A 26,750-nucleotide genomic window follows, 5' to 3' on the forward strand; every position below is an offset into this window, starting at 1 on the left:
CCACATCGGCCGGTCCCGAGGCAAGGGGCAGCGGCCGCAATGCCCGCATGTTCGCGCCCGGATGCCGGGTCCCCCCCCGCTAGCCGGCCTTTTTCCTGCGGACCAGTTTCTCGGCCAGATCGCGGGCAATGGCAAAGGCCCCCTTGATCTTGTCGCTGTCCTTTTTCCAGTCGCGGCGCACGACGATCTTGTTGTCCTTGACCTTGGCGAGGCCGTTCTGGTCCTGGATAAAGGCCACGAGCCCTTCGGGGCTGGCGAACTTGTCGTTGTGAAACTGGATCGTCGCCCCCTTGGGGCCACCATCGAGCTTGGAAATCCCGGCGCGTTTGCACATCGCCTTGATCCGCACCACCAGCAGCAGGGTGTTGACCTCTTTGGGCAGCTTGCCGAACCGGTCGATGAGTTCGGCGGCAAAGCCTTCGAGCTCGACCTTGGTCGAGAGGGCCGAAAGGCGGCGGTAGAGGCCGAGGCGCACATCCAGATCGGGCACGTAATCATCGGGGATCAGGACCGGCACGCCGAGGTTGATCTGTGGTGCCCATTGATCATCGGAGTCAGACAGGCCCTCAAGCTCGCCTGCCTTGATCTTGGCGATCGCCTCTTCGAGCATGGATTGATAGAGTTCATAACCCACATCGCGCATCTGGCCGGATTGTTCCTCGCCCAGAAGGTTGCCCGCGCCGCGAATATCGAGATCCTGGCTGGCCAGGGTAAAGCCTGCGCCCAGTGTATCAAGGCTGCCGAGCACGCGCAGGCGCTTTTCGGCGGTGGGGGTCAGCTTGGTGCGGGGTTTGGTTGTGAGATAGGCATAGGCGCGGGTTTTGGAGCGGCCCACCCTGCCCCGGATTTGATAGAGCTGGGCCAGCCCGAACATATCGGCGCGGTGCACGATCATGGTGTTGGCGGTTGGAATGTCGAGGCCGGATTCGACGATGGTGGTGGCGAGCAGCACATCGTATTTGCCATCGTAAAAGGCATTCATCCGGTCATCGAGTTCACCAGCAGCCATCTGGCCATGGGCCGTGATAAAGCTGATTTCGGGGACCTGTTCCTTGAGGAATTCCTCGATCTCGCGCAGGTCGGAAATGCGCGGTACGACGTAAAAGGACTGCCCGCCGCGATAGTGTTCGCGCAAGAGCGCCTCGCGGATGGTGACCGCGTCAAATTCGCTGACATAGGTGCGGATGGCGAGCCGGTCGACGGGCGGCGTGCCGATGATCGACAGGTCGCGCACACCGGAGAGCGACAGTTGCAGCGTGCGCGGGATCGGCGTGGCGGTCAGGGTCAGCACGTGAATGTCGCTGCGCAGCTGTTTGAGGCGTTCCTTGTGGGTGACGCCGAAATGCTGTTCCTCGTCGATGATCAGCAGGCCAAGGTTCTGAAAGCGCACGCCCTTGGCCAAGAGCGCATGGGTGCCGATCACGATATCGACGGTGCCGCGCGCCATGCCGTCGCGGGCCTGTTGCGCCTCTTTCGCCGAGACAAAGCGCGACAATTGCCGCACCTGGAACGGAAAGCCGCGAAACCGCTCGGCAAAGCTGGCGTAATGCTGCCGGGCCAACAGGGTTGTCGGCGCGATGATGGCCACCTGAACGCCGGACATCGCCGCGACAAAGGCCGCGCGCATCGCCACCTCGGTCTTGCCAAAGCCCACATCGCCACAGACCAGCCGGTCCATCGGGTTGCCGCTGGTCATGTCTCCCAGAACGTCGGCAATCGCCGCCAGCTGATCATCGGTTTCCTGATACGGGAAGCGCGCGGAAAACGCCTCCCATGCGTGGTGCTCGGGTTCCAGCACGGGGGCCTTGCGCAACGCGCGCTCTGCCGCAACCCGGATCAGCCGGTCGGCCATTTCGCGGATGCGTTCCTTGAGCCTGGCCTTTTTCGCCTGCCACGCGCCGCCGCCCAGCTTGTCGAGCAAACCTTCCTCGTGGCCATATTTCGACAGCAATTCGATGTTCTCGACCGGCAGGTAGAGTTTCGAGCTTTCGGCATATTCCAGCAGCAGGCATTCATGCGCGGCCCCGGCGGCGGTGATGACTTCCATCCCCTGGTAGCGGCCGATCCCGTGATCCACATGCACCACCAGGTCACCGGGTGACAGGGATTGCGTCTCGGTCAGGAAGTTCTCGGCCTTGCGACGCTTTTTGGCGGACCGGATCAACCGGTCGCCCAGTACATCCTGTTCCGAGATCACGGTCAGTTCATCGGTCTGAAACCCGTGCTCCAGCGCCCAGACCGCAAGGTGCAGCCCGCGCTTGCCGATGCGGGTGGCGTCGGGAATGGCGATGGTTTCGGCCAGCCCCTCGTCTTCGATCAACCCGGCCAGCCGCTCGCGCGCGCCTTCGGAATAGGACGCGATCACCACCGGCCCGGCCTGCATCCGCTCGCGGACATGATCGGCCAGAGCGCCGAAAAGGCTGATCTGTTCCTGCTGCCGTTCCGGTGCGAAATTGCGCCCGATGCGTCCGCCCGCGTCGATCACGCCGGGTCCGATGGCCTGCGGCAGCGCATGGAATTGCAGCACGCGGCGGCCTGAAACCGCCTCTTGCCAGCCGGCATCGTTCAGATAGAGCAGATCGGGGGGCGCGGGCTTGTAGACGCTGTCGATACGCGATTTTGCCTGCATCGCCAATTTGCGGGTCTCGTATTGGTCCTCGATCCCCTCCCATCGCGACAGGCGCGAGGGGGTCAGTTGATCGTCCTGCGTGACCGTCACGCCGGGCAGGTAATCGAACAGGGTTTCCAGCCGGTCGTGAAAGAACGGCAACCAATGTTCGATGCCCTGATGCTTGCGCCCGGCGCTGACCGCTTCATAGAGCGGGTCATCCGTGCCGGCAGCACCGAATTCGATGCGGTAATTCTGGCGAAACCGGGTGATCGCGGCGTCGTCTAGAATGACCTCGGAAACCGGGGCAAGCTCGACCATGTCGAGCTTTTCCGTTGTGCGCTGGCTGGCCGGATCGAACCGGCGCGCGCCATCCAGCACATCGCCGAACAAATCAAGCCGCACCGGACCGCCCTCGCCCGGTGGAAAAATGTCGATGATACCGCCCCGGATCGCGTAATCGCCCGGCTCCATCACCGTCGGGCTCTGGCTGAATCCCATCCGCACGAGAAACTGGCGCAGGGCGTTTTCGTCGATGCGGTCGCCGACACGGGCGGTAAAGGCCGCATCGCGCAACACATCCCGGGCCGGCAGCCGCTGGGTCGCGGCGTTCAGCGTCGTCAGCAACACGAACCGGCCGGGGACCTGATGTACCAGCCCCGCCAGCGTCGCCATGCGCGCCGCCGAAATGTCCGCGTGGGGCGACACCCGGTCATAGGGCAGACAATCCCAGCCCGGAAACACCAGCACCGGCATATCCGGCGCAAAGAACGCCAGCGCCGCGCGCAGCGCCGCGAGCCGTTTGTCGTCGCGGGCGATATGGATCACCGGGGCCTGTTCGCGGGCGACCTCGTTCAGGATAAGACGCGCGTCATAGCCTTCGGGTGCCCCGCCGACGGTGATATGGGCCGATGGCTTCATCTGTCTTGCTCCGTTTGCTAGTGCTGTCTCAGTGCCCGAGGACGCCGATGGTCAGGTTCTGGTACATCCCCCAGAGCGCCGTGAAGAATATGGAGATCATCCCGATCACCTGCGTAAAGAACCGGTGCCGCGCCAGGATCCGGCGCAGCGCCTCGCCCGAGGCGGCCTGTTGCTCGATGCGGCGCGCGGTGGCCAGGCTCATCGCGCTGACCAGCGTCATCGGCAACATCAGGAACAGCACCGCCTGGGCGAATTCCATCCGGTACCAGAACCCCAGCACCACCAGCCCGGACAGCAGGAAACAGGCAAAGCCCAGCAGCCAGATACCGGACACCCGCCCGATATAAAGCAACCGGTTGACATTCACCCGCGCGATGATCTCGAGGTCAAGCTCGGCCTGCCCGCCGACGCGCCGGGCGCGCTGTACCATGTCAAAGGGAATGCCCAGCACCCAATGGCTCGCCGAGGACCAGAACACCGCCAGCGCAATCCAGAACCAGAGGTTGGAAAACGACCGCATGTCGATCAGTTCGAATATGGAGGAATACCATTCCACGCGCTGTCCCCGGTTCCGGTTGTTGGCCTGAATTGCACGCGGGTTCGCGTTGCTCTTGCCGATGCCGGCTTTCCATGCCACCCAATGGCGAATTGTTCAAGGAGACTGCGCCATGAAACCCACCGTTGCCCCCTTTCCCGCGGCACGCCTGCGCCGGACCCGCCAGTCGCCGGCGGTGCGCGGGCTGGTCCGCGAGAACACGCTGTCGGTCGGGGATCTGATCTGGCCGATATTCGTCCGTGCCGGTGACGGGGTGGAGGAGCCGGTGCCCTCGATGCCCGGCGTCATGCGGCGCAGCGTCGACAAGGCGGTCGAGGCGGCGCGCAAGGCGGCCGACCTGGGCATCCCGGCGATCTGCCTGTTTCCCTATACCGGCCTGCAAGAACGCACCGAGGATTGCGCCGGGGCCTGGGATCCCGAGAACCACACCAACCGCGCCATACGGGCGATCAAGGCCGCCGTCCCCGAGATCGCGATCATGACCGACGTGGCGCTGGATACCTACAATATCAATGGCCATGACGGGTTCGTGGTGGACGGTGAAATCGTCAATGACAGAACCGTCGAGGCGCTGGTGAGAATGGCGCTGGCGCAGGCCGAGGCCGGTGCCGACATCATCGGTCCGAGCGACATGATGGACGGCCGGATCGGGGCAATCCGCACCGCGCTCGAGCAGGCCGGGCACCGGGACGTGATGATCCTGAGCTATGCGGCAAAATATGCCAGCGCCTTCTATGGCCCGTTCCGCGATGCGGTCGGCGCGTCCGCGGCGCTGAGCGGGGACAAGAACACCTACCAGATGGATCCGGCCAATTCGAACGAGGCCCTGCGCCTGATCGAACGGGACCTGACCGAAGGGGCCGACATGGTGATGGTCAAACCCGGCCTGCCCTATCTGGACATCTGCCGACGGGTCAAGGACACGTTCGGCGCGCCGACCTTTGCCTATCAGGTCAGTGGCGAATACGCGATGATCCGCGCCGCCCAGCAGAACGGCTGGATCGATGGCGAACGGGTGATGATGGAGAGCCTGATGGCATTCAAGCGCGCGGGCTGTGATGGTGTCCTGACCTATTTCGCCCCCGATGTCGCGCGGTTGCTGAACGGCTGACATCCGCCCGTCCCGATGCAAGATCATTGTGCGAAGGTAGCAGATCCCTTACCTTGTATCGCATCCGGGATCCGGCTCAGTCTTGTGGTCAGGCCGCAACCGCTTGTACCCCGCCCGGCGGGAATATGTTGCGGCTGCGCCGGGCGATTTCCCGATGTGGCGTTAGTTGGTTTTGAAGAGGTGTTGCATTCATGTCCTATGAGTTTTTCTTGTCCTGCGGTGTGCGCGGTTGAGCGGCGTTCGTGAACAGGTGACCTCGGTCATCGCCTCCGGAGACCCCAGGATCGATGCCATCCTGCATAACCAGAGATGGCTTGACGGGGCGATCACCTATAGCGCCCCCGCCGATCTCGGGGCCTATGAGCCCGGCTATGGCGGCGGCGAGAACCAGGGGTTCCTGCCCGCCTCGCCGCTGATGCGGGCCGCCCTGACCCGTTTGCTCGATGCGGATAGCGGCAACCGGGTCCATGCGGGTTTTGCCGTCGAAGGGTTTACCGCGCTGGATGTTACCCCCGGACGCGAGCGGGATGCCTCGGTCCGGTTGGCACAGACCGCCGCCGACCCCTATGATTTCGGCACGGCATGGGCCTATTTTCCCGGCACCTTCACCACATCGGGCGATATCTGGACCCATAACGGTCGTCTGGACTATACCGGCCCGCTTCCGGGCAATTATGCGCATCATACGCTGGTTCACGAACTGGGGCACACGCTGGGACTGGTGCATGGGCATGAGGGCACGGCCTTTGGCACCCTGCCCGCGGACTATGACTCGATGGAATACACGGTCATGACCTATCGCTCGCATGTCGGGGCGGCTTCCGGGCAATACACCAATGAAACCAACGGCTATGCGCAAGGTTTCATGATGTTGGACATCGCGGCGCTGCAATATCTGTATGGCGCCAATTTCGAAGTCAACAGCGATGACACCGTCTATTCCTGGTATCCCTACAAGGGAGCGACGCTGGTGGATGGCACCATCGCCTTTACCGCGGCGGGCAACCGGATTTTCGCGACGATCTGGGATGGCGGCGGCCAAGACACCTATGACCTGAGCGCCTATTCCACCCCGGTTGTGATCGACCTCGCTCCGGGCGGACACTCGGTTTTCGACACTGCCCAGCTCGCCCGGCTGGGCGAGGACACCCTGGCGCGGGGCAATATCTTCAACGCCCTGCAATACCAGGACGATCCCCGCTCGCTGATCGAAAACGCGATCGGCGGCGACGGGGCGGATGAGATCACCGGCAACGCGGCGGACAACCGGCTGGAAGGCCGCGCCCAGGACGACCGGCTTGACGGTGCGGCGGGCGCGGATCTGGCCTTGGGGCAGCTGGGCAACGACATGCTTTATGGCGGCGGCGGCGCGGACCGGTTGATTGGCGGGCATGGCAACGACTGGCTGTCGGGCGGCAGCGACGGTGACGTGCTGCTTGGCGGAGCCGGAGATGACCGCCTGTTTGGTCGCAAGGGCGATGACGAGCTCAAGGGCGGGATGGGCGACGACATCATCGACGGCGGCAAGGGGCGCGACCGGCTGAGCGGCAATGATGGCGACGATCACTTCCTGTTTCGCACAGCCGAGGACAGCGGCCCGGGCCCGGATGCGGACCTGATCCGCGACTTTGAGCAGGGTCAGGACCTGATCGACCTGTCACAGCTGGGCGCGATGCTCTCTTTCATGGGCAATGGCGCATTGCTGGCCGGTTCCGCCAGCCTTGCCTATCAGCATGACGGCGCGCTGACCCGCGTGTTGCTGGATCTTGACGGCGATCTGGCGGCCGAGATGCAGATCGACATGACCGGGCTGATCGATTTGACCGAAGCGGATTTCATCCTCTGACGGCGGTTGCGGGGCGCGGCTCCAATCGATTCGGGGTCTGCCTGCAATCCGGCGCGCGGGAAACCCGGATTTCGGGCGGCAATGAACGGCTCAGATTGGCCATGAGGCGCTTTAGCGGCGTGACAATCCACGGGATCTTGCGTATATTTCGCGGCAAGGTCGGAAAAACGGCCAGATCAGGCAAACATTTACAGGCAATATTGACATGAGCAGCATCACAACGAAACCCACGCGCCCCGTGGCCCTGAGCCGGCGGGGTTTTGCATTCGGCGCGCTGGCCGGCACCACATTGATCGCGGCATGCGGCAATGGCATCGGCAGCACGGGCGCGGCCACCATCGACGCCCGCGTCGACGCGACACTGTCCCAGATGTACCGGACCTATCCCAACACCCGCGACCTCGCGGCCAAGGCCAACGGCATGCTGGTCATGCCGCTGGTGACCGAGGCCGGGTTCGGCTTTGGCGGCGGCTATGGGCGCGGTGCGCTGCGGGTCAATGACGTGACCGTCGACTACTATTCCAACACCAAGGCCAGCGCCGGATTCCAGATCGGGGCCAAGCAATATGCCCATGTTCTGTTCTTCATGACCCATGACGCGCTGGAAGGGTTCCGCCGCTCAAGCGGATGGACCGCCGGGGCCGAGATCGACTATGTCACGCCCGAAGGCGGTGAATCCGCATCGACCGATACCAACGTGCTGACCGCGCCGATCCTGGCCGCGATTTTCGGTCAGGCGGGGCTCTATGCCGGCGCGTCCCTGGAAGGCGCGAAATACACCCGCATCATCCCTTGATCCCGCAGACCGGCCCCGCCCGCATTCAGGCGGGCCGGGCCCTGATCATCATCTGACGGCGCTTGTGTTTCCAGTCGCCGATATAGTCCAGCGTCCAGCCGGTCTCAGCCCCGATTTCGGCCATCGTCTCGAATGAATAGCGCCAGCGCTTGTTGGCATGCGATGGCCCCTTTGGATTACGCGCGCTGTCGCCCTCGAAAAAGGTGAAAAAGAACGTGCTTTGCGGTCCGCTGACCTTGTGCAGCCCGGCCAGAAGCCGGGTGGTGTCTTCGAGATTCAGATGCGTCACCAGTGATTGCGCGATTGCATAGTCATAGCCATCAACGAACGAGAAATCGAAATCGTAGTTATGCGCGAATGTCGGTTTCTTGATTTCGGCAATGTCGTAGAGCAGCTCTTCTGCAAGGCCCTTTTCCACCAGCTCGGCTTCTGGCTCGAGCCCGAAATACTGCCCCTGGTTCAGGAACGGGATCAGGTATTGTCCGAGCCGCAGGCTGCCGCAGGCGATGTCGAGAAAGCGGTGGTCCGGGCGCAGGCCCTGGCTGACCAGCCAGTGATATTGCTGCTTGCCGATGCCGTACCACATTTCCGGCGTGCCGCCGCCGACATAGGCACGGTGGCCCAGCACCCTGACCCGTTCGGAGGCGGGTTTGTTGACCCAGGCGCGGCGCCTGACCTTGCGCATTCTCAGTGCCCCGCGCCGCCGCGTTTGAAGGCGCGCAGGCGCTGGATCAGGCTCGACGTATCCCGGCGGCCGCCCCCCATATGCTGCACATCCTTGTAAAACTGATCGACCAGCGCGGTGACCGGCAGCGATGCGCCGATCTCATCCGCGGTGCCAAGGCAGATATCCAGGTCCTTGCGCATCCAGTCGACGGCAAACCCGTGGTCGAAATGATCGTCGAGCATGGTTTCATACCGGTTCGACATCTGCCACGACCCGGCGGCCCCCTGGCTGATCACCTCGACAACCGCGCGCCCGTCCAGCCCGGCGCTTTCGGCAAAATGCAGCGCTTCGGACAGCCCCTGCACCAGCCCGGCAATGGCGATCTGGTTGCACATCTTGGTCATCTGCCCGGCGCCACTGTCGCCGATGCGCCGGCAGATGCGCGCATAAGCGCCGATGATCTCTTCCGCTCGGTCATAGATCGGCTGATCTCCGCCGCACATCACCGACAGAACGCCGTTTTCCGCGCCTGCCTGGCCGCCGGAAATCGGCGCATCGACAAACCCGATCCCCGCCGCGTTCGCCGCGGCATAAAGCTCGCGGGTCACCTTGGCGGACACCGTGGTGTGATCGACAAAAACCGATCCCGCCGCCATGCCGGCAAAGGCCCCGTTCTCGCCCAGGCAGACACTGCGCAGGTCATCGTCATTGCCCACACAGGACATGACGAAATCCGCATCCTGCGCGGCTTGGCGCGGCGTATCCGCCCGCGCACCACCATGTTCGGCCACCCATGATTCGGCCTTGGCGGGCGTTCGGTTATACACGGTCACGTCATGTCCCGCAGACGCGAGATGCCCGGCCATCGGGTATCCCATCACCCCAAGCCCCAGAAACGCGAGTTTCGCCATTTGCTTTCCCTTCGAACCCGATTGAAATAGATTGCGTCCGTATCTAACAGGCATCTCTGCCAGACAAAATCGCCAATTGCCGGCCAGGGGCCGACGATTTTCGTGAGGACAATATGAGCATCGTTTTTCGCTGGTTGTTGCGCATCGCCGCCGGGCTGGTCGGGCTGGTCGTGATCCTGGTTATGCTGGTCTATTACCTCGCCAGCCAATCGCTGCCCGATTATGACCGCACCGTGCAGGTCACAGGGCCGACCGCGCCCGTCGAGATCGTGCGCAACAATGCCGACGTGCCGCATATCTTTGCCGCGACCGACGCGGATGTGTTCTTTGGGCTTGGCTATGCCCATGCGCAGGACCGGCTGTGGCAGATGACCACGATGCGCCGCGCCGCGCAGGGGCGGTTGTCCGAGGTATTCGGGCAGGAAACCGTGGCGGATGATCGCCTGATGCGGCGGCTCGACATCTATCGGCTGGCGGCACAGTCGGTGGGGGCGCAGGATGACCAGACGTTGCAGGCGCTGACCGCCTATTCGGCGGGGGTCAATGCGCGTCTCGCGGAAATCAACGAAGACGCCCTTGGCCGGGGCGCGCCCGAGATGTTCCTGTTCAACGCGCCCGTCGCCCCCTGGACCCCGGCGGATTCGCTGGCGCTGGTCAAGCTGATGGCGCTGCAACTGTCCGGCCATGTGGTGGACGAGGTTTTGCGGGCGCGGGTGTCGCTTATGCTGGACGATCCGGCACGGGTGGCCGATGTGCTGCCCGACGCCCCCGGCACGGGGATTGCCTCGTTGCCCGAATATTCCGAACTGTTCCCCGGCCTGCCCCGCTATGCCAATTCCAAGTCCTCCGGGCGATCCGCGCTGACGCCTATGGCCAAACGCGGCATGGCGGGGGCCTCGAATGCCTGGACGGCGGCGCCGTTCCGCTCGGCTGCGGGGGGGACATTGCTCGCCAATGATCCGCATCTGGGCTTTTCCGCCCCGTCGATCTGGTATCTGGCGCGGCTCGAACTTGCCAGCGGCGGCGTGATCGGCGGCACCATTCCCGGCATTCCCGTGGTGATGACCGGGCGCAGCGACACGCTGGGCTGGGGGCTGACCTCGGCCTATGTGGACGATCAGGACCTGTTCATGGAGCGCCTGAACCCCGACAATCCCGAAGAATACGAGACCCCGGACGGGTTCAGGGCATTCGATAGCCGCCCGTCGATCATCGAGATCAAGGACGCCGCCCCCATCACCCTGACCCTGCGCTGGACCGAAAACGGGCCGGTCCTGCCGCGCGGGCAGTTCGACCTCGACGCGATCACACCGCCCGGCCACGTGGTTGCCCTTGGCTGGACCGCGCTCAGCCCGCAAGACACCTCGCTCTCTGCCGCGATGGCGATGATGGAGGCGAAATCGGTGCAGGAGGCGATCCGGCTGAACGAATCCTATGTCGCCCCGGCCCAGAACCTGTCGCTGATCGACAAGGACACCATTGCGCTGAAACTGATCGGGGCGGTTCCGCGCCGGGATGCGCGCCACAACAGCCAGGGCCGCATGCCGTCACAGGGCTGGCGGCAAGAGAACCGCTGGCAGGGGCGCATGCCCTATGACAGCAACCCGGAATTCGTATCCCCGCGCGGCGGCATCCTTGGCAACACCAACAACAAGATCGTCGACCGCCCGTTTCCCGATCATGTCTCGTTCGTCTGGGGTGACACGCAACGGGTCAATCGCTGGCAGCGGCTGATGCAATCGCGCGAGGTGCACACCCGCGACAGCTTTATCGAGGCACAGCTTGATCCCGTGAGCTTTACCGCGCGCTCCTTGCTGCCGCTGATCGGTGCCGATCTGTGGTTCACCGGCGAATCCGCGCCCGAGGGCACACAGGAACGTCAGCGCCAGATTGCCCTTTCGTTGCTGGCCGACTGGAATGGCGAAATGAACGAGCACCTGCCCGAGCCGCTGATCTATGCGGCCTGGCTGCGGGCGCTGAACCAGCGGCTGATCCGCGATGAGCTTGGCCCCCTGGGGGAGGAGTTCAAACATGCCGACCCGGTGTTCATCGAACGGGTCTATCGCGATATCGACGGTGCCGCCGCCTGGTGTGACGTGCGCCAGAGCGCGCCGGTCGAAACCTGTACCGACATGGCGCGGCTTGCGCTGGACGATGCGCTGTACTGGATCGCAGAAACCTATGGCACCGCGCTGGAAAGCCTGCGATGGGGCGATGCGCATCAGGCAACCCATGATCACCCGGTTCTGGGTGATGTTCCGATCCTGCGCTATTTCGTCAATATCCGCCAATCCACCAGCGGCGGCGACAATACCCTGCTGCGCGGGCTGACATCGGGCGAAGATCCGGCCCCGTTCGAGAACGTGCATGGTGCGGGCTATCGCGGGGTCTACGACTTTGCCGATCCCGACAGCTCGGTTTTCATCACCTCGACCGGGCAATCGGGCCATTTCCTGTCGCGCCATTATGACGATCTGGCACAGCTCTGGCGGCGTGGCGAATACATTCCCATGTCGCTGGACCAGGAGCTTGCACGGGCCGCCGCGGTCGGCACCACGATGCTTGTCCCCCGCGAGGAGTGATCCCCGCGCGGCCGCGCAAGCCGCCAGAGCATTCCCGCCGGATTCCCCGGACAAACGCAGGGAATGCTCTGGTACCTAGAGGGCCTTGAACTGAGCCTGCTGGCGCGCGGTCCAGATCACCGAGATCTCGAAACCATCGTCGGTCTGGGTTTCGGACTGAACCACGTCCTGCGCAAACAGCCATGCCCGTTGCCGCCCCTGGGAAAACGCCAGATTCAGGTCTTCGGCAAACCGTGTGCCCTGCAGGGCCTCGGCAATCGCGGCCAGCAGCGGATCGATGCCCTCGCCGGTCAGCGCCGAGAGACAGAACAGCGCATCATCCCGCGCCGCACGGGCGCGCAATGCCTCTTGCGCTTCGGGGTCGAGCAGGTCGAGCTTGTTCCAGACCTCAAGCATCCTGCGCTCTTCATCCACCCCCAGCGAATTCAGGATGGCTTCGACGTCGCGGGCCTGTTCGTCGGTTTCCGCGTGGCTGATATCGCGCACATGAACGATCAGGTCGGCGGCCAGAACCTCTTCCAGCGTGGCACGGAACGACGCGACCAGTTCGGTGGGCAAATCGCTGATGAAACCCACCGTGTCCGACAGGATGATCTCGGGCCCCTCGGGCAACACCACCCGGCGCATGGTCGGGTCCAGCGTGGCAAAGAGCATGTCCTTGGCCATCACCTCGGCCCCGGTCAGCCGGTTGAACAGCGTCGATTTGCCCGCGTTGGTATACCCCACCAGCGCCACGATCGGGAACGGCACCTTGGCGCGGGCCTTGCGATGCAGCTCGCGGGTCTTGACCACCTTGTCCAATTGCCGGCGCAGCCGCACCAGCTGTTCGTCGATCGCCCGCCGGTCGGCCTCGATCTGGGTTTCACCGGGGCCACCGACAAACCCCAGCCCGCCGCGCTGACGTTCAAGGTGGGTCCAGGCCCGGACCAGCCGGGTGCGCTGATAGGACAGCGCCGCCATCTCGACCTGGAGCACACCTTCGCGGGTGCGGGCGCGGTCGCTGAAGATTTCAAGGATCAGGCCGGTGCGATCAAGCAGCTTGACACCCCAGGCCTTTTCAAGATTGCGTTGCTGCACCGGCGAGACCGGCCCATCGATCAGGACCAGTTCGACATCGGCGGCGGCAAACTGAGCTTTCAGTTCTTCGATCTTGCCCTTGCCAAACAACATCCCCGCATGTGCCTTGGGCAAGGGCACGACGGTGCCGCCGACAACCTCCAGGTCCGGAAGCGCCGCGGCAAGGGCCACGGCTTCTTCCAGGGCCGGGCCAGCGGCGCGACGGTCGGAATCGGTGCGAATGTCCGGATGCAGCACCCAGGCGCGGGTGCTTACACGATCATGGTCCATCAAGTGGCGTCTTCGCCCTCGTAAAGGCTGATCGGCTGGGCCGGCATGATGGTCGAAATCGCGTGTTTATACACCAGCTGGGATTGTCCGTCCCGGCGCAGCAGCACGCAGAAATTGTCAAACCACGTGATGACACCTTGCAATTTCACGCCATTGATCAGGAAAATGGTAACCGGAACTTTGGTCTTGCGCACATGATTCAGGAATGCGTCCTGAAGATTCTGTCTGTCAGATGCCATATTTGAAATTCTCGCCGTTGTTCTTGCCACATGCCGCGGACCGGCATTGCCCCTAATGTGCGAGTATGTCGCGGCAAGCGGGGAACTTCCACCCAAAAAAACAGCCTGTTACGCGCAATGCGCAAAGAGTCAGGTATTGCGCCATATGCCGGGAGTGAAAAGCGCGATGATCGCCAGGGTTTCGAGCCGCCCCAGGACCATCGCCGCGCAGAGGATCACCTTGGCCAAGCCGCCAAGTTCGACCAGCCGTATCGGGGTTTCGCTGGCGAATTCGATCAGCGGCCCGGTGGTCGACAGCGACGCGATACTCAGCACGATGGCATGTTCGAAACTGACCCCAAGTGCCGCCAGCGCGAGGCTGATCACCGCCAGCGACATGGCAAACAGCATGAAGAACACCCAGGCGATAAACGCGCCGTTTTTCTGGATTCGCGTGGTCCGGTGAACGGTATCCATCGACGATGGATGGACCAGCTTTTCCATCTCGCGAAGCCCGTTGAGATAGAGCGCATAGACCCGCAGCAGCTTGACCCCGCCAGCGGTGGTCGCGACCCCGCCGCCGATCATCGACAGCCCCAGCAGGATCAGCCCCGGCGTGCCCAGCCCCGACCAGCGCCGCGCCTCTTCCCAGTCGGCACTTTCGAAACCGGTGGTGGTCAGAAAGGAAATCACCGTGAACATCGCCCCCCAGAAGGCCCGCAATCCAAGCATGAAATTCTCGCCCTCGGTCACCTCGAGCGCCGCGATCCAATGGCGCAGGAACAACAGGGTCGGCAGGCCAAAGACCAGCAGCAGGCCGATGCGGAATTCCGGGTCGGTCTCGAGCCGCCGGAACCCGGTTGTGTTGGTGGTATCGCTGGAAAAGGTCAGCCGCGACAGCGCGAAGAACATGAAGAGAAACAGCAGCGCCTCGCCCGCCATGCCCGAGGTCGAGCCATCGATGCCGCCCACCGGCGAAATCCCCGAGGTGGCCATGACCGACATCGCGTGACACAACGCCGTCAGCGAATTTTCGCCCGACATCAGCAGCAGCACCCAGAGCGTCAGGGTAAGCCCGGTATAGATCGGCGCAAGTGTCGCGACCGAGCGCAGCAGCAGCTTGCGCGGATCGGCGCGGGCGATCATGCTCGGCCCCGAGGCCGCCCGCCCCGGTTCGCCGCGCGCCGTGACCTCGAACCCGCCAAGCGACAACGGTGCCAGGATGGCCGAGGCCGCGATCCACATCAACATGCCACCCAGCCAGCCAACCTGGGCGCGCCACAGATGCAGCGGCGGCGACAACCGTTCGGGATCGGCAAACAGGTCGGCACCCGTTGTGGTGATCGCGCTGACCATGTCGAAATAGGCATTCAGGAAGGACGTGGTCTGCAATGCATCATGCAGCGGAACCGCCAGGAACACCGGCAGGATGGCAAAGGCAAAGAGCAGCGACAAGAGCTGACCAAGGGCACCGTATCGCGGTTTGCGGTCGCCAAGCGCCAGCGCGATCAGGATCACGCAGATCAGGCCCAGCAGCCCGGAATAGAAAAACGATTGCGACGCCGGGTGATTGTCGCGCACCACCGCATAGGCGGCGGGCACGAACATCGACGCCGAGAACACGCCCCACATCAACAGCGAAAGCGGCAAGCGCCATAGCGGCCCGGTTGGGGATTGCTCGCGCTTCATGATCAGAAATAGTCGATCGAGACCTGCATCAGCCGCTCGACCTCGGGCACGTCATCGGCCAGTGCAAACAGCGCGATCACGTCCTTTTCCTCGATCCGCAGGCCGCCGGTCGGGCGCATCACCTCGCCCTCTCGCATGATCGCCCCCACGAGCACCCCTTCGGGAAAGTCGATGTCGCGAATGCGCTGCCCGGCCAGCGGCGAGGTCGACATCACCTCGGCCTCGATCACTTCGGCCTCGGCATCGCCGATGGAATAGACCGCGCGCACCCGCCCGTGCCGGATATGGCGCAGGATCGAACTCACGGTGGTGGCGCGCGGGTTGATATAGGCGTCGATGCCAAGCGGCGCCATCATCGGCACCAGCGTCGGATCATTGATCAGCGCAATCGCATAGGGGCAACCCTCGGCCTTGGCACGCACCGCCGCCAGCATGTTGGTCTTGTCATCATCGGTTACCGCCAGCATCGCGTCGGCCCGGTCGATCCCGGCCTCGCGCAGCAGCGTCGCGTCAAGCCCGTCACCATGCAGCACGATGGTGCGTTCCAGCGCATCGGCGGCCAGCTCGGCGCATTTGCGACTTTTCTCGATAACCTTGGCGCGGGTGCGTTTCTGGCGGGTTTCCAGCGTCTTGGCGACGGTCAGGCCGACATTGCCGCCGCCCACGATCACCAGCCGTTCCTGCTTGTATTGTTCCTTGCCGAAAATCTCCATCGTGCGGCCGACATCGTCGACATGGGCAAAGACATAACATTCATCGCCGACAAACAGCTGGTCGTTGGGCTCGGGCGCGAACAGGCTGCCGTCACGACGCACGCCGACGACAATTGACCGCAACGTGGAAAACAGGTCGGTCAACTGGCGCAGCGGGGTGTTGAGCACCGGGCATTCCTCGTCCAGCGCGATCCCGAGCAACTGCGCCCTGCCCTCCATGAAGGTTTCCGTATCAAAGGCCGCCGGGGCCGCGAGCCGTTGCATGGCCGCCGCCGCCACTTCGCGCTCCGGGCTGATCACCACGTCGATCGGCAGATGATCGCGCCGGTAAAGATCGGAATAGATCGCCGTCAGATAGGATTGCGACCGCAGCCGCGCGATCTTGCGCTGGATCGAGAACACCGAATGCGCCACCTGGCAGGTCACCATGTTGACCTCGTCCGAATGGGTCGCCGCGATGATCATGTCGGCATCCCGCGCCCCCGCCCGGTCGAGAATGTCGGGATAGCTGGCAAACCCGGCGATGCCCTGTACATCCAGCGTATCGGTGGCCCGCCGCACGAGATCCGGGTTGCTGTCGACAACGGTGACATCGTTGGATTCGCCTGACAGGTGACGTGCGATCTGCCAGCCAACCTGGCCGGCACCGCAAATGATGACCTTCATGCGCTTTTGACCCTTGGTCCGGTGTTCTGCGTTCATTTGCATGACAGAAGCCCCCAGAAGGGTCAATTCAATTGTCACCCGCCGCGCGTTGTTGCACACTGGCGTCATGAAACTGATGATGCGGATTATCGTGGCGGGGATGATGGTTGGCGCGTGCGGGCCATTGTCGCTCTATTACCGGCCCGGGGCCGAGGTCAGCCGCATGCAGACCGACGCGACCCGCTGCGAGGTCGATGCGCTCAGAGATGCGCCGGTGGCCAATGAAATCCGCCAGCGCCCGCCCGTCTATTTTCCCGGCAATCGCTACTGCACCGGCAACGGGTGTTACTATAATCCCGGGTACTGGGTCGATGGCGGGCTTTACTCGGTCGATGTCAACCAGGACCTGCGCCGCCGCGTGATGGATATCTGCATGGCCGAGAAAGGCTATCAACCGGTCAGCATCCCGCGCTGTGCGGCCAATGTCGCAAGCGCCGCGCCACGGGTCGCCACCTCGACATTGCCCACGCTGGCGCGGAACTCCTGCGCGATCCGCTATGATGACGGCAGCTGGCAGATCGTGACACCGCAATCGGCCACCGCATCGCAATAATCCCGGCCATGGGCCACCTCAGTCTCTATTGACGCAGCGGCGCGAAAGATTGTTACTAACCGGTAACGACGTTCCGCATTTTGGCGTCGATCAGAAACCATGTTCAGCAAGATTTGCATTCTGGGAGGAAAACATCATGAACCTGAGACCGGATCCGACATTTCACGCGACCCCGAAACTCGCGATGGCGGCCCCTGTGGAAAAGCTCGCCTTCACGCTCATGCTCAGCCCGGATGGATCACAGCCCGACGGGCTGGCGGTGGTCGATGTCGACCCGAAATCCCAGAGCTATGGGCAGGTGGTGCATTCGGTGATCATGCCCAACACGGGCGACGAGTTTCACCATTTCGGCTGGAATGCCTGTTCCTCGTCGCTCAGCCCGCTGACCGGGCATGCCTTTCTTGAGCGGCGCTATCTCATCATTCCGGGGATCCGCTCAAGCCGGATCTACATCATCGATGTCAAGGAACCGCTCAAGGCCAAGATTCACAAGATTATCGAACCCGAGGAACTGTTTGAAAAAACCGGGTATTCCCGCCCTCACACGATCCATTGCGGCCCCGAGGGCATCTATGTCTCGACCCTGGGCGGCGGTGGCGAGGACGGCACCGACGGACCTCCTGGCATCTTCATCATGGATTGCGAAACCTTCGATATCCTGGGCCGCTACGAGATGGATCGCGGGGTGCAGGACAAGCATTACGATTTCTGGTGGAACCTGCCGCGCGACTACATGGTCAGTTCGGAATGGGGTCTGCCACCGCAATTCGAAAACGGCATCGTCGCCGAGGACCTGCTCGCCAACAAATACGGTCACAGCATCCATTTCTGGGATCTGCGCGGGCGCCGCAACATCCAGACCATTGACCTGGGCGAAAATCACCAGATGGCGCTGGAGATCCGCCCCGCCCATGACCCGGCCAAGCAATACGGGTTCTGTGGCGTGGTGGTGGACACGACCAACCTGCAAGGCGCGATTTTTACCTGGTGGCGCAATGACGATGGCACGTTCGAGGCCAGGAAAACCGTCACCATCGACCCGCAGCCCGCGGATGCCGATGACCTGCCCGACTTGCTCAAGGGGTTCGGGGCGGTGCCGCCGCTGGTCACCGATATCGACCTCAGCCTGGATGACAGGTTTCTTTATGTCTCCTGCTGGGGCACTGGCGAGATGCATCAATACGACGTTTCCGACCCGATGAACCCGGTTCTCGCCGGCAAGGTCGAGATCGGCGGTATCGTCAAGAAGACCAAACATCCGAACGGCAAGGAATTCGGCTATGGCCCGCAGATGGTCGAGATCAGCCGTGACGGCAAGCGGGTCTACTGGACCAATTCGCTCTATTCCACGTGGGATGACCAGTTCTATCCCGGCGACCGTGGCGCGGCGATGGTGATGGCAAATGCCGGTGCGGATGGCGGCCTGACGCTGGACGGTTCATTCTGGGTCGAGTTCCCGGATGGCTATCGCAGCCACCAGATCCGTCTTGAGGGCGGCGATTGCTCAACCGACAGCTTCTGCTATCCGAACAGCTAGGCGTGGATCAAACATCGGCGGCGGCCCTGTGGTGGGCCGTCATTGCATCGGGCATCTATCACGGTGTGAACCCGGGGATGGGCTGGCCCCTCTCGGTCTCTGCGGCGCTCATGGAAGGGCGGCGGGCGGCGCTTGGCAAGGCGCTGCTGCTGCTCGCGCTCGGGCATTTCCTGGCGATGTCGGCGATCCTGCTGCCATTCACGCTGATCTTTGCGCTGGTCGATTGGCAACGCGAAATCCGCCTTGGCGCGGGGCTGCTGGTGATTGCCGCCGGGGTCTACCTGATGATCAACCGCCGCCACCCACGGGCGCTGGCGCGGGTCAAGCCGACGCGGCTTGCCCTGTGGTCCTTTCTGGCGGCGATGGCCCATGGCGCGGGGCTGATGTTGTTGCCCATTTACCTGGGCCTTTGCGGCATCGAAGAGGCGGAACCGGGCCATCGTGCCGCCGCCGAACTGATGCTCAGCAATCTCGACATCTCGCTCGGCGTCGCGGCGGTTCACACCGCCGCCATGACCCTGTCCGGCGGAGCTATCGCGCTCGGGGTCTATACCTGGCTAGGCTTGAAATTCCTGTCCCGCGCCTGGTTCAACATGGATATGCTCTGGGCGCTGAGCCTGATTGTCGTCGGCACGCTGGCGATCTGGACCGCCTATTGACCGCGCCGCCGGTCATTCGGCGGCTTCGGCGGTCTCCTGTTCCACATGCGCCACCCGCGCGCCGGACTTGCTCGACGTGACCACGCCCAGCGATTTCAGCTTGCGGTGCAGCGCGCTGCGCTCCATTCCGACAAACGATGCCGTGCGGCTGATGTTACCGCCAAAGCGGTTGATCTGCGTCAGCAGGTATTCCCGTTCGAACGCCTCGCGCGCCTCGCGCAGCGGCAGCGTCGCCAGCGCCCCTGACAGCACCACACGCCCGTCATCAGCGGGCTTTACCTCGTCGCCCGGCAATTCGCGCGCCTCGATCGGTCCGGTCCCCTCGCCCAGGATCAACACCCGTTCGATCAGGTTCTTGAGTTGGCGCACATTGCCCGGCCAGACCATGGTCTGCATCAGCGCGATGGCTTCTTCCGAGATTTCGCGCAACGGCAGGCCCTGGCTCTTGTGGCAGCTTTCGATGAAATGTTCGGCCAGAACCGGCACATCCTCGCGCCGTTCTTCCAGCGACGGCACCGCGATCGGCACCACGTTCAGGCGGTGGTACAATTCCTGGCGGAAGCGTTCGGCGCGGATCTCCTCTTCCAGGTTCCGGTTGGTGCTGGAGATCACCCGCAGGTCGACGCGCACCTTGTCATTGCCGCCAACCCGTTGGAATTGCTGGTCGACCAGCACCCGCAAGATCTTGGACTGCGTGCCGATGGGCATGTCCGCGACCTCGTCGAAATAGACGACACCACCATGGGCCTGCTCAAGCAGCCCCGGTTCGACGCCGCGCTCGGGGCTTTCCCGACCGAATAGCACCTCTTCCATCCGCTCGGGCTCGATGCTGGCGCAGTTCACCGTCACAAAGGGCGCGCCGGATCGGTTGGAATGTGCGTGAATGTAACGCGCGGCGATTTCCTTGCCCGACCCCGCCGGCCCGGTCAGCATCACCCGCCCGTTCGACTTGGTCACCTTGTCGAGATTGCTGATCAGGGTGCGGAAGGCCGAGCTCGCCCCGATCATCTCCGCCACCGCACCATCGCGATGTTTGAGCGCGCTGTTTTCCCGCCGCAGCCGCGATGTCTCCATCGCCCGCCGGATCACCACCAGCAGCTGATCGATATTGAAGGGCTTTTCGATGAAATCATAGGCCCCCTGCTTGATCGCGGCGACGGCGATCTCGATATTGCCATGGCCCGAAATGATCACCACGGGCACATCCGGGTTGTCGCGTTTCACCGCCTTGAGAATGTCGATCCCGTCCATCCGGCTGTCCTTGAGCCAGATATCAAGGATCAGCAGCGCCGGCGGTTCCGCGTTGATGGCGGACATGCAGTCGTCGGAATTTCCCGCCAGTCGCGTGGCAAACCCTTCGTCTTCAAGGATATCGCCCACCAGTTCCCGGATGTCGCGTTCGTCGTCGACAATCAGAATGTCACTCATATCACTCCTGCTCTTTCTGCCTCTGCCGCGCCTTCCGTGGTGGCGTTCGGTTCAGTTGTATCGGTTGTATTGGCGATCACCAGCTTGATCACGGCCATTGCCCCGAAATGGGATTGTCCGTCGAATACCGGCGCATCTTCGAGGGTCAACGTGCCCCCGTGTTCCTCGATGATCTTCTTGACGATGGGCAGGCCCAGCCCGGTGCCCTCGTCCCGCGTGGTGACATAGGGTTCAAACAGCCTTGCGCGGTCCTCGGGCAGCCCGATCCCGTTATCCGCAACCGTGATGGTACAGGCCGGCCCTGCGATATTCAGCGACACGCGGATCTCTGGAACCAGGTCATCCGGCGGGCCTTTTTCCTTAAGGGTATCAATCGCTTCCCCGGCATTCTTGATCAGGTTCGTCAGCGCCTGTGACATCATCGTCGCGTCCAGTTCGGCGGAAACCTCGACCTCGGGAAGCGCGGCACTGATCCTGACATCGGGCTGGCCCGTCTGTTGCAGCAGCACCGCATCCCGCACCAGCGCCACCAGGTCTTCGTTGCGGCGGTCAGGCTCGGGCATCCGTGCGAACTTGCTGAACTCATCGACGATGCGGCGCAAATCGTTGGTCTGGCGCACGATCACATCGGTCATGGATTCCAGCTTGTCACGATCCTCGCCCGCGACGGGTCCGAACTTGCGCTTGATCCGTTCCGCGCTCAGCTGGATCGGGGTCAGCGGGTTCTTGATCTCGTGGGCAATGCGCCGCGCCACATCGCCCCAGGCCGCCATGCGCTGTGCGCTGACCAGGTCGGTCACATCGTCAAAGGCAACCACATAGCCTTCAAGGCTGCCATCGGTCTCGCGCCGGGTCGACATGCGCACCAGCAGGTTTTCCATGCGCCCCTGCCGCGAGACCTTGATCTCGCTCTGGGCGACTTCGCCAGTGCCGGTCTTGAGATTCTCGAACAGGGCCCCGAATTCCGGCACGGCCACGGTCAGGGCGAGCTCTTGCTCGTGGCCGGTCCAGTCCAGCAAACGTTCGGCGGAGCGGTTGACAAAAGTGACCTTGCCATTGGGATCGAGCCCGACCACCCCGGACGTTACCGAGGTCAGCACCGAGTCAAACAGCCGCCGCCGCCGCTCGATCTGGTGGGTGTTCTCCAACAGCCGCGCGCGCTGGCCCTTGAGCTGATAGGTCATCTGGTTGAAATAACGGCCAAGCAAGGCGATCTCGTCATCGCCCTTTTCCTCGTCCACCTGCACATCCAGATCGCCCGCCCCGACCTTTTGCGCCGCCGTGGTCAAACGCCCCACCGGCCGGCTCAGCCGCTCGGCGAACCACAGGCCCGACCAGATCGCCGCCAACACGAGGATCAGGGCAAATCCGAGATACAGCAGCCCGAATTCGAACAGCACCCGCCCGCGTTCATTCTCGAGCTGCTGATAGAGCACCACCGTTTCCTTGGTCTCGTCCAGCAGGTTCAGGATGTCGCCATCCACTTCGCGGCTCACATAGAGATAGCGGTCGACAAAAGTCTCCAGCGGCAGCAGCGCGCGGAATTCGTTATTGTCCCAGTCCTGAATGATCAGCAGGCCGTCCCCGATCGCCAGATCCAGTTGCGCGGGCGTCGGGCGCTCAAAATCAAAAAGATACGAGCCTTCGCCCCGCGCCCGGATTTCTCCTGTTCCGTCAATGACATAAGCCTCTCGCAGACCGCGCTGGATCTGGGCCTGCCCCTGTCCGAGAAACTGGCGCAGTTCGGCGTCGTTGACAAAGACATTGACCTGCCGTGTCGTCGCCAGATAGCGGGCCAAGGCGCGCGCATCCTGCGCCAGGTTGGCACGGTGTTCCTCTTCATAGGCCTCGGCGGCCGAGAGGGACGAGCCGACCACCTGCCGGACCCGTTCGGAAAACCAGCCCTCAAGCCCGATATTGACGGTCAGCCCGGCAAACACCGCAACGATGACTGTCGGAATCAGCGCCAGCAGCGCAAAAACCGCGGTCAGACGCAAATGCAGCCGCGACCCCGCCGACCGCGCCCGGCGCGCCGCAATCAGCCGGGCAACCTGTCCCAGAACCAGCGTCGCAACCACGAGGATATAGACCAGGTCCGCCAGCAGAATAAACCGCAACGCGGGCGACGAGGCGTGCTGATCGAAGGGGCCGAGCACCATGAAGGTCGCCAGCGCCAGCGCAGGCCCCAACAACACCAGCCCCAACGTGCCCGCGTTCTTGGCGCGCCTGGTCTTGCGCCACCGGTTGAAAGTCATGAACGGCCTGTTCTGTGACCGGGCTGTCACGTGTCGTCCTCATATTGATGTGCCGCTCGCGCGGCGTACCGCCATATTTCGTGGTCTTGTCCCGGTGCACTAAACAAATGACACCGGTCTGCCACGCTTATGTGGCGGTTTTACATCAATTTGCGGCGCCGTGTCACCTCTATATCGAGATCCGTGATCTTCTTGCGCAAAGTATTGCGATTGATCCCAAGCAGATCCGCGCATTTCGCCTGGTTTCCGCCGGTAGCCTCCAGCGCGATCTCGATCAGCGGGATCTCCATTTCCTTGAGGATTCGCGCATAGAGCCCCGGCGGCGGCAGCATGTTGCCGTGCAGGTCGAAGTAGCGGCGCAGGTGGCGTTCGACCGAAGCCGAAAGCTTCTCGGCACTGCCCTGCCCCAGGACCGGTTCCATCTCGGGCTGGTTGCCCAGCACCACTTCGACCTCGGCGCGCGAAATCTCGTCGGCGCGGCTGGTCAGGGCCAGGCGGCGAATCGCATTCTCCAGCTGCCGCACATTGCCGGGCCAGCTATAGGCGCGAAACAGCTCGAGCGCGCCATCGCTGAGCCAGCGTTTGGCCGAGCCTTCGCGTTCGGCCCGGTTCAGGAAATGTTCGGCCAGCAGCGCAATGTCATCCACGCGTTCGCGCAGCGCCGGCACGTTCAGCGTCGCGCCGCTCAGGCGGTAATACAAATCCTTGCGCAGCTTGCCCTTTTCCATCGCATCGGCCAGATCCCCCTGCCCGGTTGCCATGAAGCGCGGCACATGATCTCCCGGGGCGTCGATCATCCGCACGATACGGGCCTGGATCTCGTCGTCGACATCGGCGATCTCGTCGATCAGAACGGTGCCGCCCTTGACCCGCGCCAAAACACGCGCCGGGCCTTCGAGCTCTTGCAGGTCGGCGCTTGTCACCGAGATGAACGGCAGGGTGCGCCGGTCGGAAAAATCGTGGATCGCCCGCGCGATCAGGGATTTTCCGGTGCCGCTCTCGCCCGAGATCAGGACCGGCAGATCGGTGTTCATCACCTTGGCAACCAGCCGGTACAGCGCCTGCATGATCGGCGTGCGCCCGACCAGTGGCAGCTCTTCGGGGCGTTCGTCACTTGCCGGTTCGGCGGCCCCGCTGGGCGCCCGCCGCTTGAGTTCCAGCGCCCGCGACGTGCGCTTCATCAGGTCGGGAAGATCAAAGGGCTTGGGCAGGTAATCATAGGCCTCGGCCTCGGCCGCCTGGATCGCCGTCATGATGGTGTTCTGCGCCGAGATCACGATCACCGGCAGGCCCGGACGGTCCTCGGCGATCTTGGGCAGCATCTCGAGCCCGTTCCCGTCGGGCATCATCACGTCGCTGATCACGACGTCGCCCTTGCCCTCGCTCACCCACCGCATCAGCGTGGTCAGCGAGCTGGTCGCGTGGACCTTGCACCCGGCCCGGGTCAGGGCCTGGGTCAGGACCGTACGGATCGTGCGGTCGTCATCGGCGACAAGTACCGTGCCGTCCATCAGGAAGTCTCCTCGTTATCAAGATTGCGGGGCACCCGCGGCAGCGACAGGCGGAACACCGTGCGCCCGGGGACCGAAGTGACCGAGATCCAGCCACCGTGATCGGAAATGATCTTGCTCACCAGCGCCAGCCCAAGCCCGGTGCCGTTCTCGCGCCCCGACACAAAGGGGTCGAACACATCGGCGCGGATGTCTTCGGGAAGCCCCGGACCGTCATCGATGATCTCGACCTGCAGCGGCAGCGACTGGCCGCTGCCATCGGCGCGGCGCAAGCGGAAGGAATGTTCGAAATAGCTGTGGATCCGAATGGTTCCGCCAGAGGGATCCGCCGCCTCGGAGGCGTTCTTGAGGAGATTGAGAATGACCTGCAAAAGCTGGTCCGGATCGCCATAAGCCAGCGGCAGCGACGGATCGTAATCCTCGATGATCCGCATATGCGCCCCGAACCCGAGCAAGGCAGAGCGGCGTGCCCGGTCGAGCACGTCGTGAATATTCACCGCGCGAAACTCGGGCGGCGACAGGTTGCCGAACTGTTCCACCTGTTCAAGCAGCTTCACGATCCGCCGCCCCTCGGCCACGATAAGGTCCGTGAGCTCAAGGTCTTCCGCCGGCAGGCTCATGCTCAGCAGCTGCGCCGCACCGGTGATTCCAGCGAGCGGGTTCTTGATCTCGTGGGCCAGCATCTCGGCCATTCCGATCGCCGACTGGGCGGCGGATTTCACCGAATGGCTCTGGGTCATGCGCCCGGCGAGTTCGCGCGGCGAGATCATCATGATCATCTTTGTTGGATCCGCGATCAGCGGTGCGATTTGCAGCGCACATTGCAGCGGCGCCCGGCTGCCCGAACCGACATCGATATCGTTGACAAACAGCGGTGTGCCATTCTTGCGCGCGCGGGCAAAGGCATCCTCGATCGGCGCATCTATGGCGATCTGATCCCAGACCGGGCTGCCCAGAACCGACTTGGCCGACAGGTTCAGAAACCCCTCGCCCGCCGAATTGACATCGACAATCCTGTCCCCGGCATCGATCAGAAAGGCCGGCACCGGCAAAGAGGCCCAGATATCGGAATCAGAGATCATGCGGCGGCATCCTCGGGCTGTTGTGCAAGCGCGTCCGGCAACAGGCGCAGAACCTCTTGCGGGTCTTTCGAAGTCAGTACACGGCGACGCAGGCCGCCATCGGTGCGCGCCCGGTCCATGTACCAGCCAAGGTGTTTGCGGGCGACCCGCCCCCCGAGGTCGGCACCGTAAAAGGACAGCATCGCCTGGTAATGGCCGCAGACCAGCGCCACCAGCGCATCGCCGCGCGGCACCTCGGGTTGCGGCGCATCCCACAGGTCATGGGCAACCTGCGCCAACAACCACGGCCGGCCCTGTGCTCCCCGCCCGATCATCACCCCGTCGCCACCCGATTGCGCCAGCGCGCGCCGGGCCGTGGCGGTGTCGATGATGTCGCCATTGGCGATGACCGGCACGTTCACCTGTTCCTTGACCCGCGCAATCGCCGCCCAATCGGCGCTGCCCTTGTAGAACTGGCACCGGGTGCGCCCGTGAATGGTGATCATCCGCACCCCGGCTTCCTCGGCCCGGCGGGCCACATCCGGCGCGTTCAGGCAGGTGTCGTCCCAGCCCAGCCGGGTTTTCAGCGTCACCGGCACATCCACCGCCGCAACCACCGCTTCGATCAGGCGCAGCGCGTGATCCGGGGTCTTGAGCAGGGCCGAACCGGAATAGCCATTGGTCACCTTCTTGGCCGGACAGCCCATGTTGATGTCGATGATCGCCGCCCCGCGATCGGCAACCTGCCGGGCCGCCTCGGCCATCCAATGCGCCTCGCGCCCGGCAAGCTGGACCGCCGTGTTGGCCACATCCGCGCTCAGCTCCGCCCGCTCGCGCACACCGGGTTTGGACTGTACCATTTCCTGGCTGGCGACCATTTCGCTGACCACCAAGCCGGCCCCGAACCCCCGCACCAGATCGCGAAACGGACGGTCGGTGATTCCGGCCATCGGGGCCAAGGCCACCGGGGGCGTCAGGACGGAGATGTCTAATTGTGGCGTCAAGTGCCCAATCCTTGTGCAGTTGCCTTTGGTTTAGTGGACGCACCTGTGCCACACAACGTTCAGCAGGGGCAA

The 26,750-nt window shown here is 63.4% G+C and carries 20 protein-coding genes; 7 read left to right on the forward strand and 13 right to left on the reverse strand.

The annotated features are described in order from the left end of the window. Positions 1–79: 79 nt before the first annotated feature. Together mfd and ACP15R_RS12340 are read right to left on the reverse strand one after the other, a co-directional pair. On the reverse strand, positions 80–3,529 hold the full coding sequence (gene mfd / locus ACP15R_RS12335) for a transcription-repair coupling factor (protein WP_424986715.1): 3,450 nt from the start codon (positions 3,527–3,529) through the stop codon (positions 80–82). 28 nt (positions 3,530–3,557) lie between these two features. Next, entirely contained in the window at positions 3,558–4,085 is a 528-nt protein-coding gene (locus tag ACP15R_RS12340) for a hypothetical protein (protein ID WP_424986716.1), read from the reverse strand. 112 nt (positions 4,086–4,197) lie between these two features. On the opposite strand from ACP15R_RS12340, the gene hemB reads away from it, so the two are divergent. From hemB to ACP15R_RS12355, 3 genes are all read left to right on the forward strand, one after another. After that, positions 4,198–5,196: a porphobilinogen synthase gene (gene hemB, locus ACP15R_RS12345; protein WP_424986717.1), complete on the forward strand. Its 999-nt coding sequence runs from the start codon at positions 4,198–4,200 to the stop codon at positions 5,194–5,196. A gap of 229 nt (positions 5,197–5,425) precedes the next feature. Then, the gene (locus ACP15R_RS12350; protein ID WP_424986718.1) at positions 5,426–7,042 is read left to right on the forward strand and encodes a M10 family metallopeptidase C-terminal domain-containing protein; all 1,617 of its coding nucleotides are present in this window, start codon (positions 5,426–5,428) and stop codon (positions 7,040–7,042) included. A gap of 205 nt (positions 7,043–7,247) precedes the next feature. After that, the gene (locus ACP15R_RS12355; RefSeq protein WP_424986719.1) at positions 7,248–7,838 is read left to right on the forward strand and encodes a YSC84-related protein; all 591 of its coding nucleotides are present in this window, start codon (positions 7,248–7,250) and stop codon (positions 7,836–7,838) included. A gap of 25 nt (positions 7,839–7,863) precedes the next feature. On the opposite strand, the gene ACP15R_RS12360 is transcribed toward ACP15R_RS12355, so the two are convergent. Further along, complete coding sequence (locus tag ACP15R_RS12360) at positions 7,864–8,523, reverse strand: hypothetical protein (RefSeq protein ID WP_424986720.1); 660 nt, start codon at positions 8,521–8,523, stop codon at positions 7,864–7,866. A 2-nt stretch (positions 8,524–8,525) separates the two neighbouring features. Next, positions 8,526–9,416, reverse strand: coding sequence for an NAD(P)-dependent oxidoreductase (locus tag ACP15R_RS12365; RefSeq protein WP_424986721.1), 891 nt, complete (start codon positions 9,414–9,416; stop codon positions 8,526–8,528). Between the two features lie 113 nt (positions 9,417–9,529). On the opposite strand from ACP15R_RS12365, the gene ACP15R_RS12370 reads away from it, so the two are divergent. After that, on the forward strand, positions 9,530–11,998 hold the full coding sequence (locus tag ACP15R_RS12370; protein ID WP_424986722.1) for a penicillin acylase family protein: 2,469 nt from the start codon (positions 9,530–9,532) through the stop codon (positions 11,996–11,998). 75 nt (positions 11,999–12,073) lie between these two features. On the opposite strand, the gene hflX is transcribed toward ACP15R_RS12370, so the two are convergent. The 4 genes from hflX to trkA all read right to left on the reverse strand — a co-directional run bounded on the left by hflX (position 12,074) and on the right by trkA (position 16,631). Beyond that, positions 12,074–13,345, reverse strand: coding sequence for a GTPase HflX (gene hflX, locus ACP15R_RS12375; RefSeq protein ID WP_424986723.1), 1,272 nt, complete (start codon positions 13,343–13,345; stop codon positions 12,074–12,076). Next, complete coding sequence (gene hfq / locus ACP15R_RS12380) at positions 13,345–13,584, reverse strand: RNA chaperone Hfq (RefSeq protein ID WP_027260655.1); 240 nt, start codon at positions 13,582–13,584, stop codon at positions 13,345–13,347. Before hfq ends, hflX begins: the two co-directional genes overlap by 1 nt. Positions 13,585–13,713: 129 nt before the next feature. Further along, the gene (locus ACP15R_RS12385; RefSeq protein WP_424986724.1) at positions 13,714–15,252 is read right to left on the reverse strand and encodes a TrkH family potassium uptake protein; all 1,539 of its coding nucleotides are present in this window, start codon (positions 15,250–15,252) and stop codon (positions 13,714–13,716) included. 2 nt (positions 15,253–15,254) lie between these two features. Then, positions 15,255–16,631 (reverse strand): Trk system potassium transporter TrkA, encoded by a 1,377-nt coding sequence (gene trkA / locus ACP15R_RS12390; protein ID WP_424986725.1) that lies wholly within the window; start codon positions 16,629–16,631, stop codon positions 15,255–15,257. Between the two features lie 106 nt (positions 16,632–16,737). Between trkA and ACP15R_RS12395 the strand changes: the two genes are divergently transcribed. The 3 genes from ACP15R_RS12395 (at position 16,738) to ACP15R_RS12405 (ending at position 19,419) form a co-directional block, all read left to right on the forward strand. Then, positions 16,738–17,223: a hypothetical protein gene (locus tag ACP15R_RS12395; protein ID WP_424986726.1), complete on the forward strand. Its 486-nt coding sequence runs from the start codon at positions 16,738–16,740 to the stop codon at positions 17,221–17,223. Positions 17,224–17,359: 136 nt separating this feature from the next. Next, positions 17,360–18,760: a selenium-binding protein SBP56-related protein gene (locus ACP15R_RS12400; RefSeq protein WP_424986727.1), complete on the forward strand. Its 1,401-nt coding sequence runs from the start codon at positions 17,360–17,362 to the stop codon at positions 18,758–18,760. A gap of 2 nt (positions 18,761–18,762) precedes the next feature. Next, positions 18,763–19,419 (forward strand): hypothetical protein, encoded by a 657-nt coding sequence (locus ACP15R_RS12405; RefSeq protein ID WP_424986728.1) that lies wholly within the window; start codon positions 18,763–18,765, stop codon positions 19,417–19,419. A 12-nt stretch (positions 19,420–19,431) separates the two neighbouring features. Here the strand turns inward: ACP15R_RS12405 and ACP15R_RS12410 are convergent, their stop codons facing one another. From ACP15R_RS12410 to dusB, 5 genes are all read right to left on the reverse strand, one after another. Continuing rightward, positions 19,432–20,847, reverse strand: a complete 1,416-nt coding sequence (locus tag ACP15R_RS12410; protein WP_424986729.1) for a sigma-54-dependent transcriptional regulator — start codon at positions 20,845–20,847, stop codon at positions 19,432–19,434. Next, positions 20,844–23,102 carry an ATP-binding protein gene (locus ACP15R_RS12415; protein ID WP_424986730.1) on the reverse strand — a complete coding sequence of 753 codons (2,259 nt, stop codon included), beginning with the start codon at positions 23,100–23,102 and terminating at the stop codon, positions 20,844–20,846. The genes ACP15R_RS12410 and ACP15R_RS12415 overlap by 4 nt, the downstream gene beginning before the upstream one ends. 140 nt (positions 23,103–23,242) lie before the next feature. Then, positions 23,243–24,613: a response regulator gene (locus ACP15R_RS12420; protein ID WP_424986731.1), complete on the reverse strand. Its 1,371-nt coding sequence runs from the start codon at positions 24,611–24,613 to the stop codon at positions 23,243–23,245. Further along, positions 24,613–25,695 carry a two-component system sensor histidine kinase NtrB gene (locus ACP15R_RS12425; RefSeq protein WP_424986732.1) on the reverse strand — a complete coding sequence of 361 codons (1,083 nt, stop codon included), beginning with the start codon at positions 25,693–25,695 and terminating at the stop codon, positions 24,613–24,615. The genes ACP15R_RS12420 and ACP15R_RS12425 overlap by 1 nt, the downstream gene beginning before the upstream one ends. Continuing rightward, entirely contained in the window at positions 25,692–26,678 is a 987-nt protein-coding gene (dusB, locus tag ACP15R_RS12430; protein WP_424986733.1) for a tRNA dihydrouridine synthase DusB, read from the reverse strand. The genes ACP15R_RS12425 and dusB overlap by 4 nt, the downstream gene beginning before the upstream one ends. Positions 26,679–26,750 lie beyond the last annotated feature (72 nt).

The organism is Microbulbifer sp. S227A (genome assembly GCF_049800935.1).

Excerpts from the sequence above, each read along its gene's own strand:
- mfd (WP_424986715.1), bottom strand. The coding sequence starts at position 3,529 with ATGAAGCCATCGGCCCATATCACCGTCGGCGGGGCACCCGAAGGCTAT.
- hfq (WP_027260655.1), bottom strand. The coding sequence starts at position 13,584 with ATGGCATCTGACAGACAGAATCTTCAGGACGCATTCCTGAATCATGTG.
- ACP15R_RS12385 (WP_424986724.1), bottom strand. The coding sequence starts at position 15,252 with ATGAAGCGCGAGCAATCCCCAACCGGGCCGCTATGGCGCTTGCCGCTT.
- ACP15R_RS12365 (WP_424986721.1), bottom strand. The coding sequence starts at position 9,416 with ATGGCGAAACTCGCGTTTCTGGGGCTTGGGGTGATGGGATACCCGATG.
- ACP15R_RS12415 (WP_424986730.1), bottom strand. The coding sequence starts at position 23,102 with ATGACTTTCAACCGGTGGCGCAAGACCAGGCGCGCCAAGAACGCGGGC.
- ACP15R_RS12395 (WP_424986726.1), top strand. The coding sequence starts at position 16,738 with ATGAAACTGATGATGCGGATTATCGTGGCGGGGATGATGGTTGGCGCG.
- ACP15R_RS12355 (WP_424986719.1), top strand. The coding sequence starts at position 7,248 with ATGAGCAGCATCACAACGAAACCCACGCGCCCCGTGGCCCTGAGCCGG.
- trkA (WP_424986725.1), bottom strand. The coding sequence starts at position 16,631 with ATGAAGGTCATCATTTGCGGTGCCGGCCAGGTTGGCTGGCAGATCGCA.
- ACP15R_RS12370 (WP_424986722.1), top strand. The coding sequence starts at position 9,530 with ATGAGCATCGTTTTTCGCTGGTTGTTGCGCATCGCCGCCGGGCTGGTC.
- hemB (WP_424986717.1), top strand. The coding sequence starts at position 4,198 with ATGAAACCCACCGTTGCCCCCTTTCCCGCGGCACGCCTGCGCCGGACC.
- ACP15R_RS12360 (WP_424986720.1), bottom strand. The coding sequence starts at position 8,523 with ATGCGCAAGGTCAGGCGCCGCGCCTGGGTCAACAAACCCGCCTCCGAA.
- ACP15R_RS12425 (WP_424986732.1), bottom strand. The coding sequence starts at position 25,695 with ATGATCTCTGATTCCGATATCTGGGCCTCTTTGCCGGTGCCGGCCTTT.
- ACP15R_RS12400 (WP_424986727.1), top strand. The coding sequence starts at position 17,360 with ATGAACCTGAGACCGGATCCGACATTTCACGCGACCCCGAAACTCGCG.
- hflX (WP_424986723.1), bottom strand. The coding sequence starts at position 13,345 with ATGGACCATGATCGTGTAAGCACCCGCGCCTGGGTGCTGCATCCGGAC.
- ACP15R_RS12420 (WP_424986731.1), bottom strand. The coding sequence starts at position 24,613 with ATGGACGGCACGGTACTTGTCGCCGATGACGACCGCACGATCCGTACG.
- ACP15R_RS12410 (WP_424986729.1), bottom strand. The coding sequence starts at position 20,847 with ATGAGTGACATTCTGATTGTCGACGACGAACGCGACATCCGGGAACTG.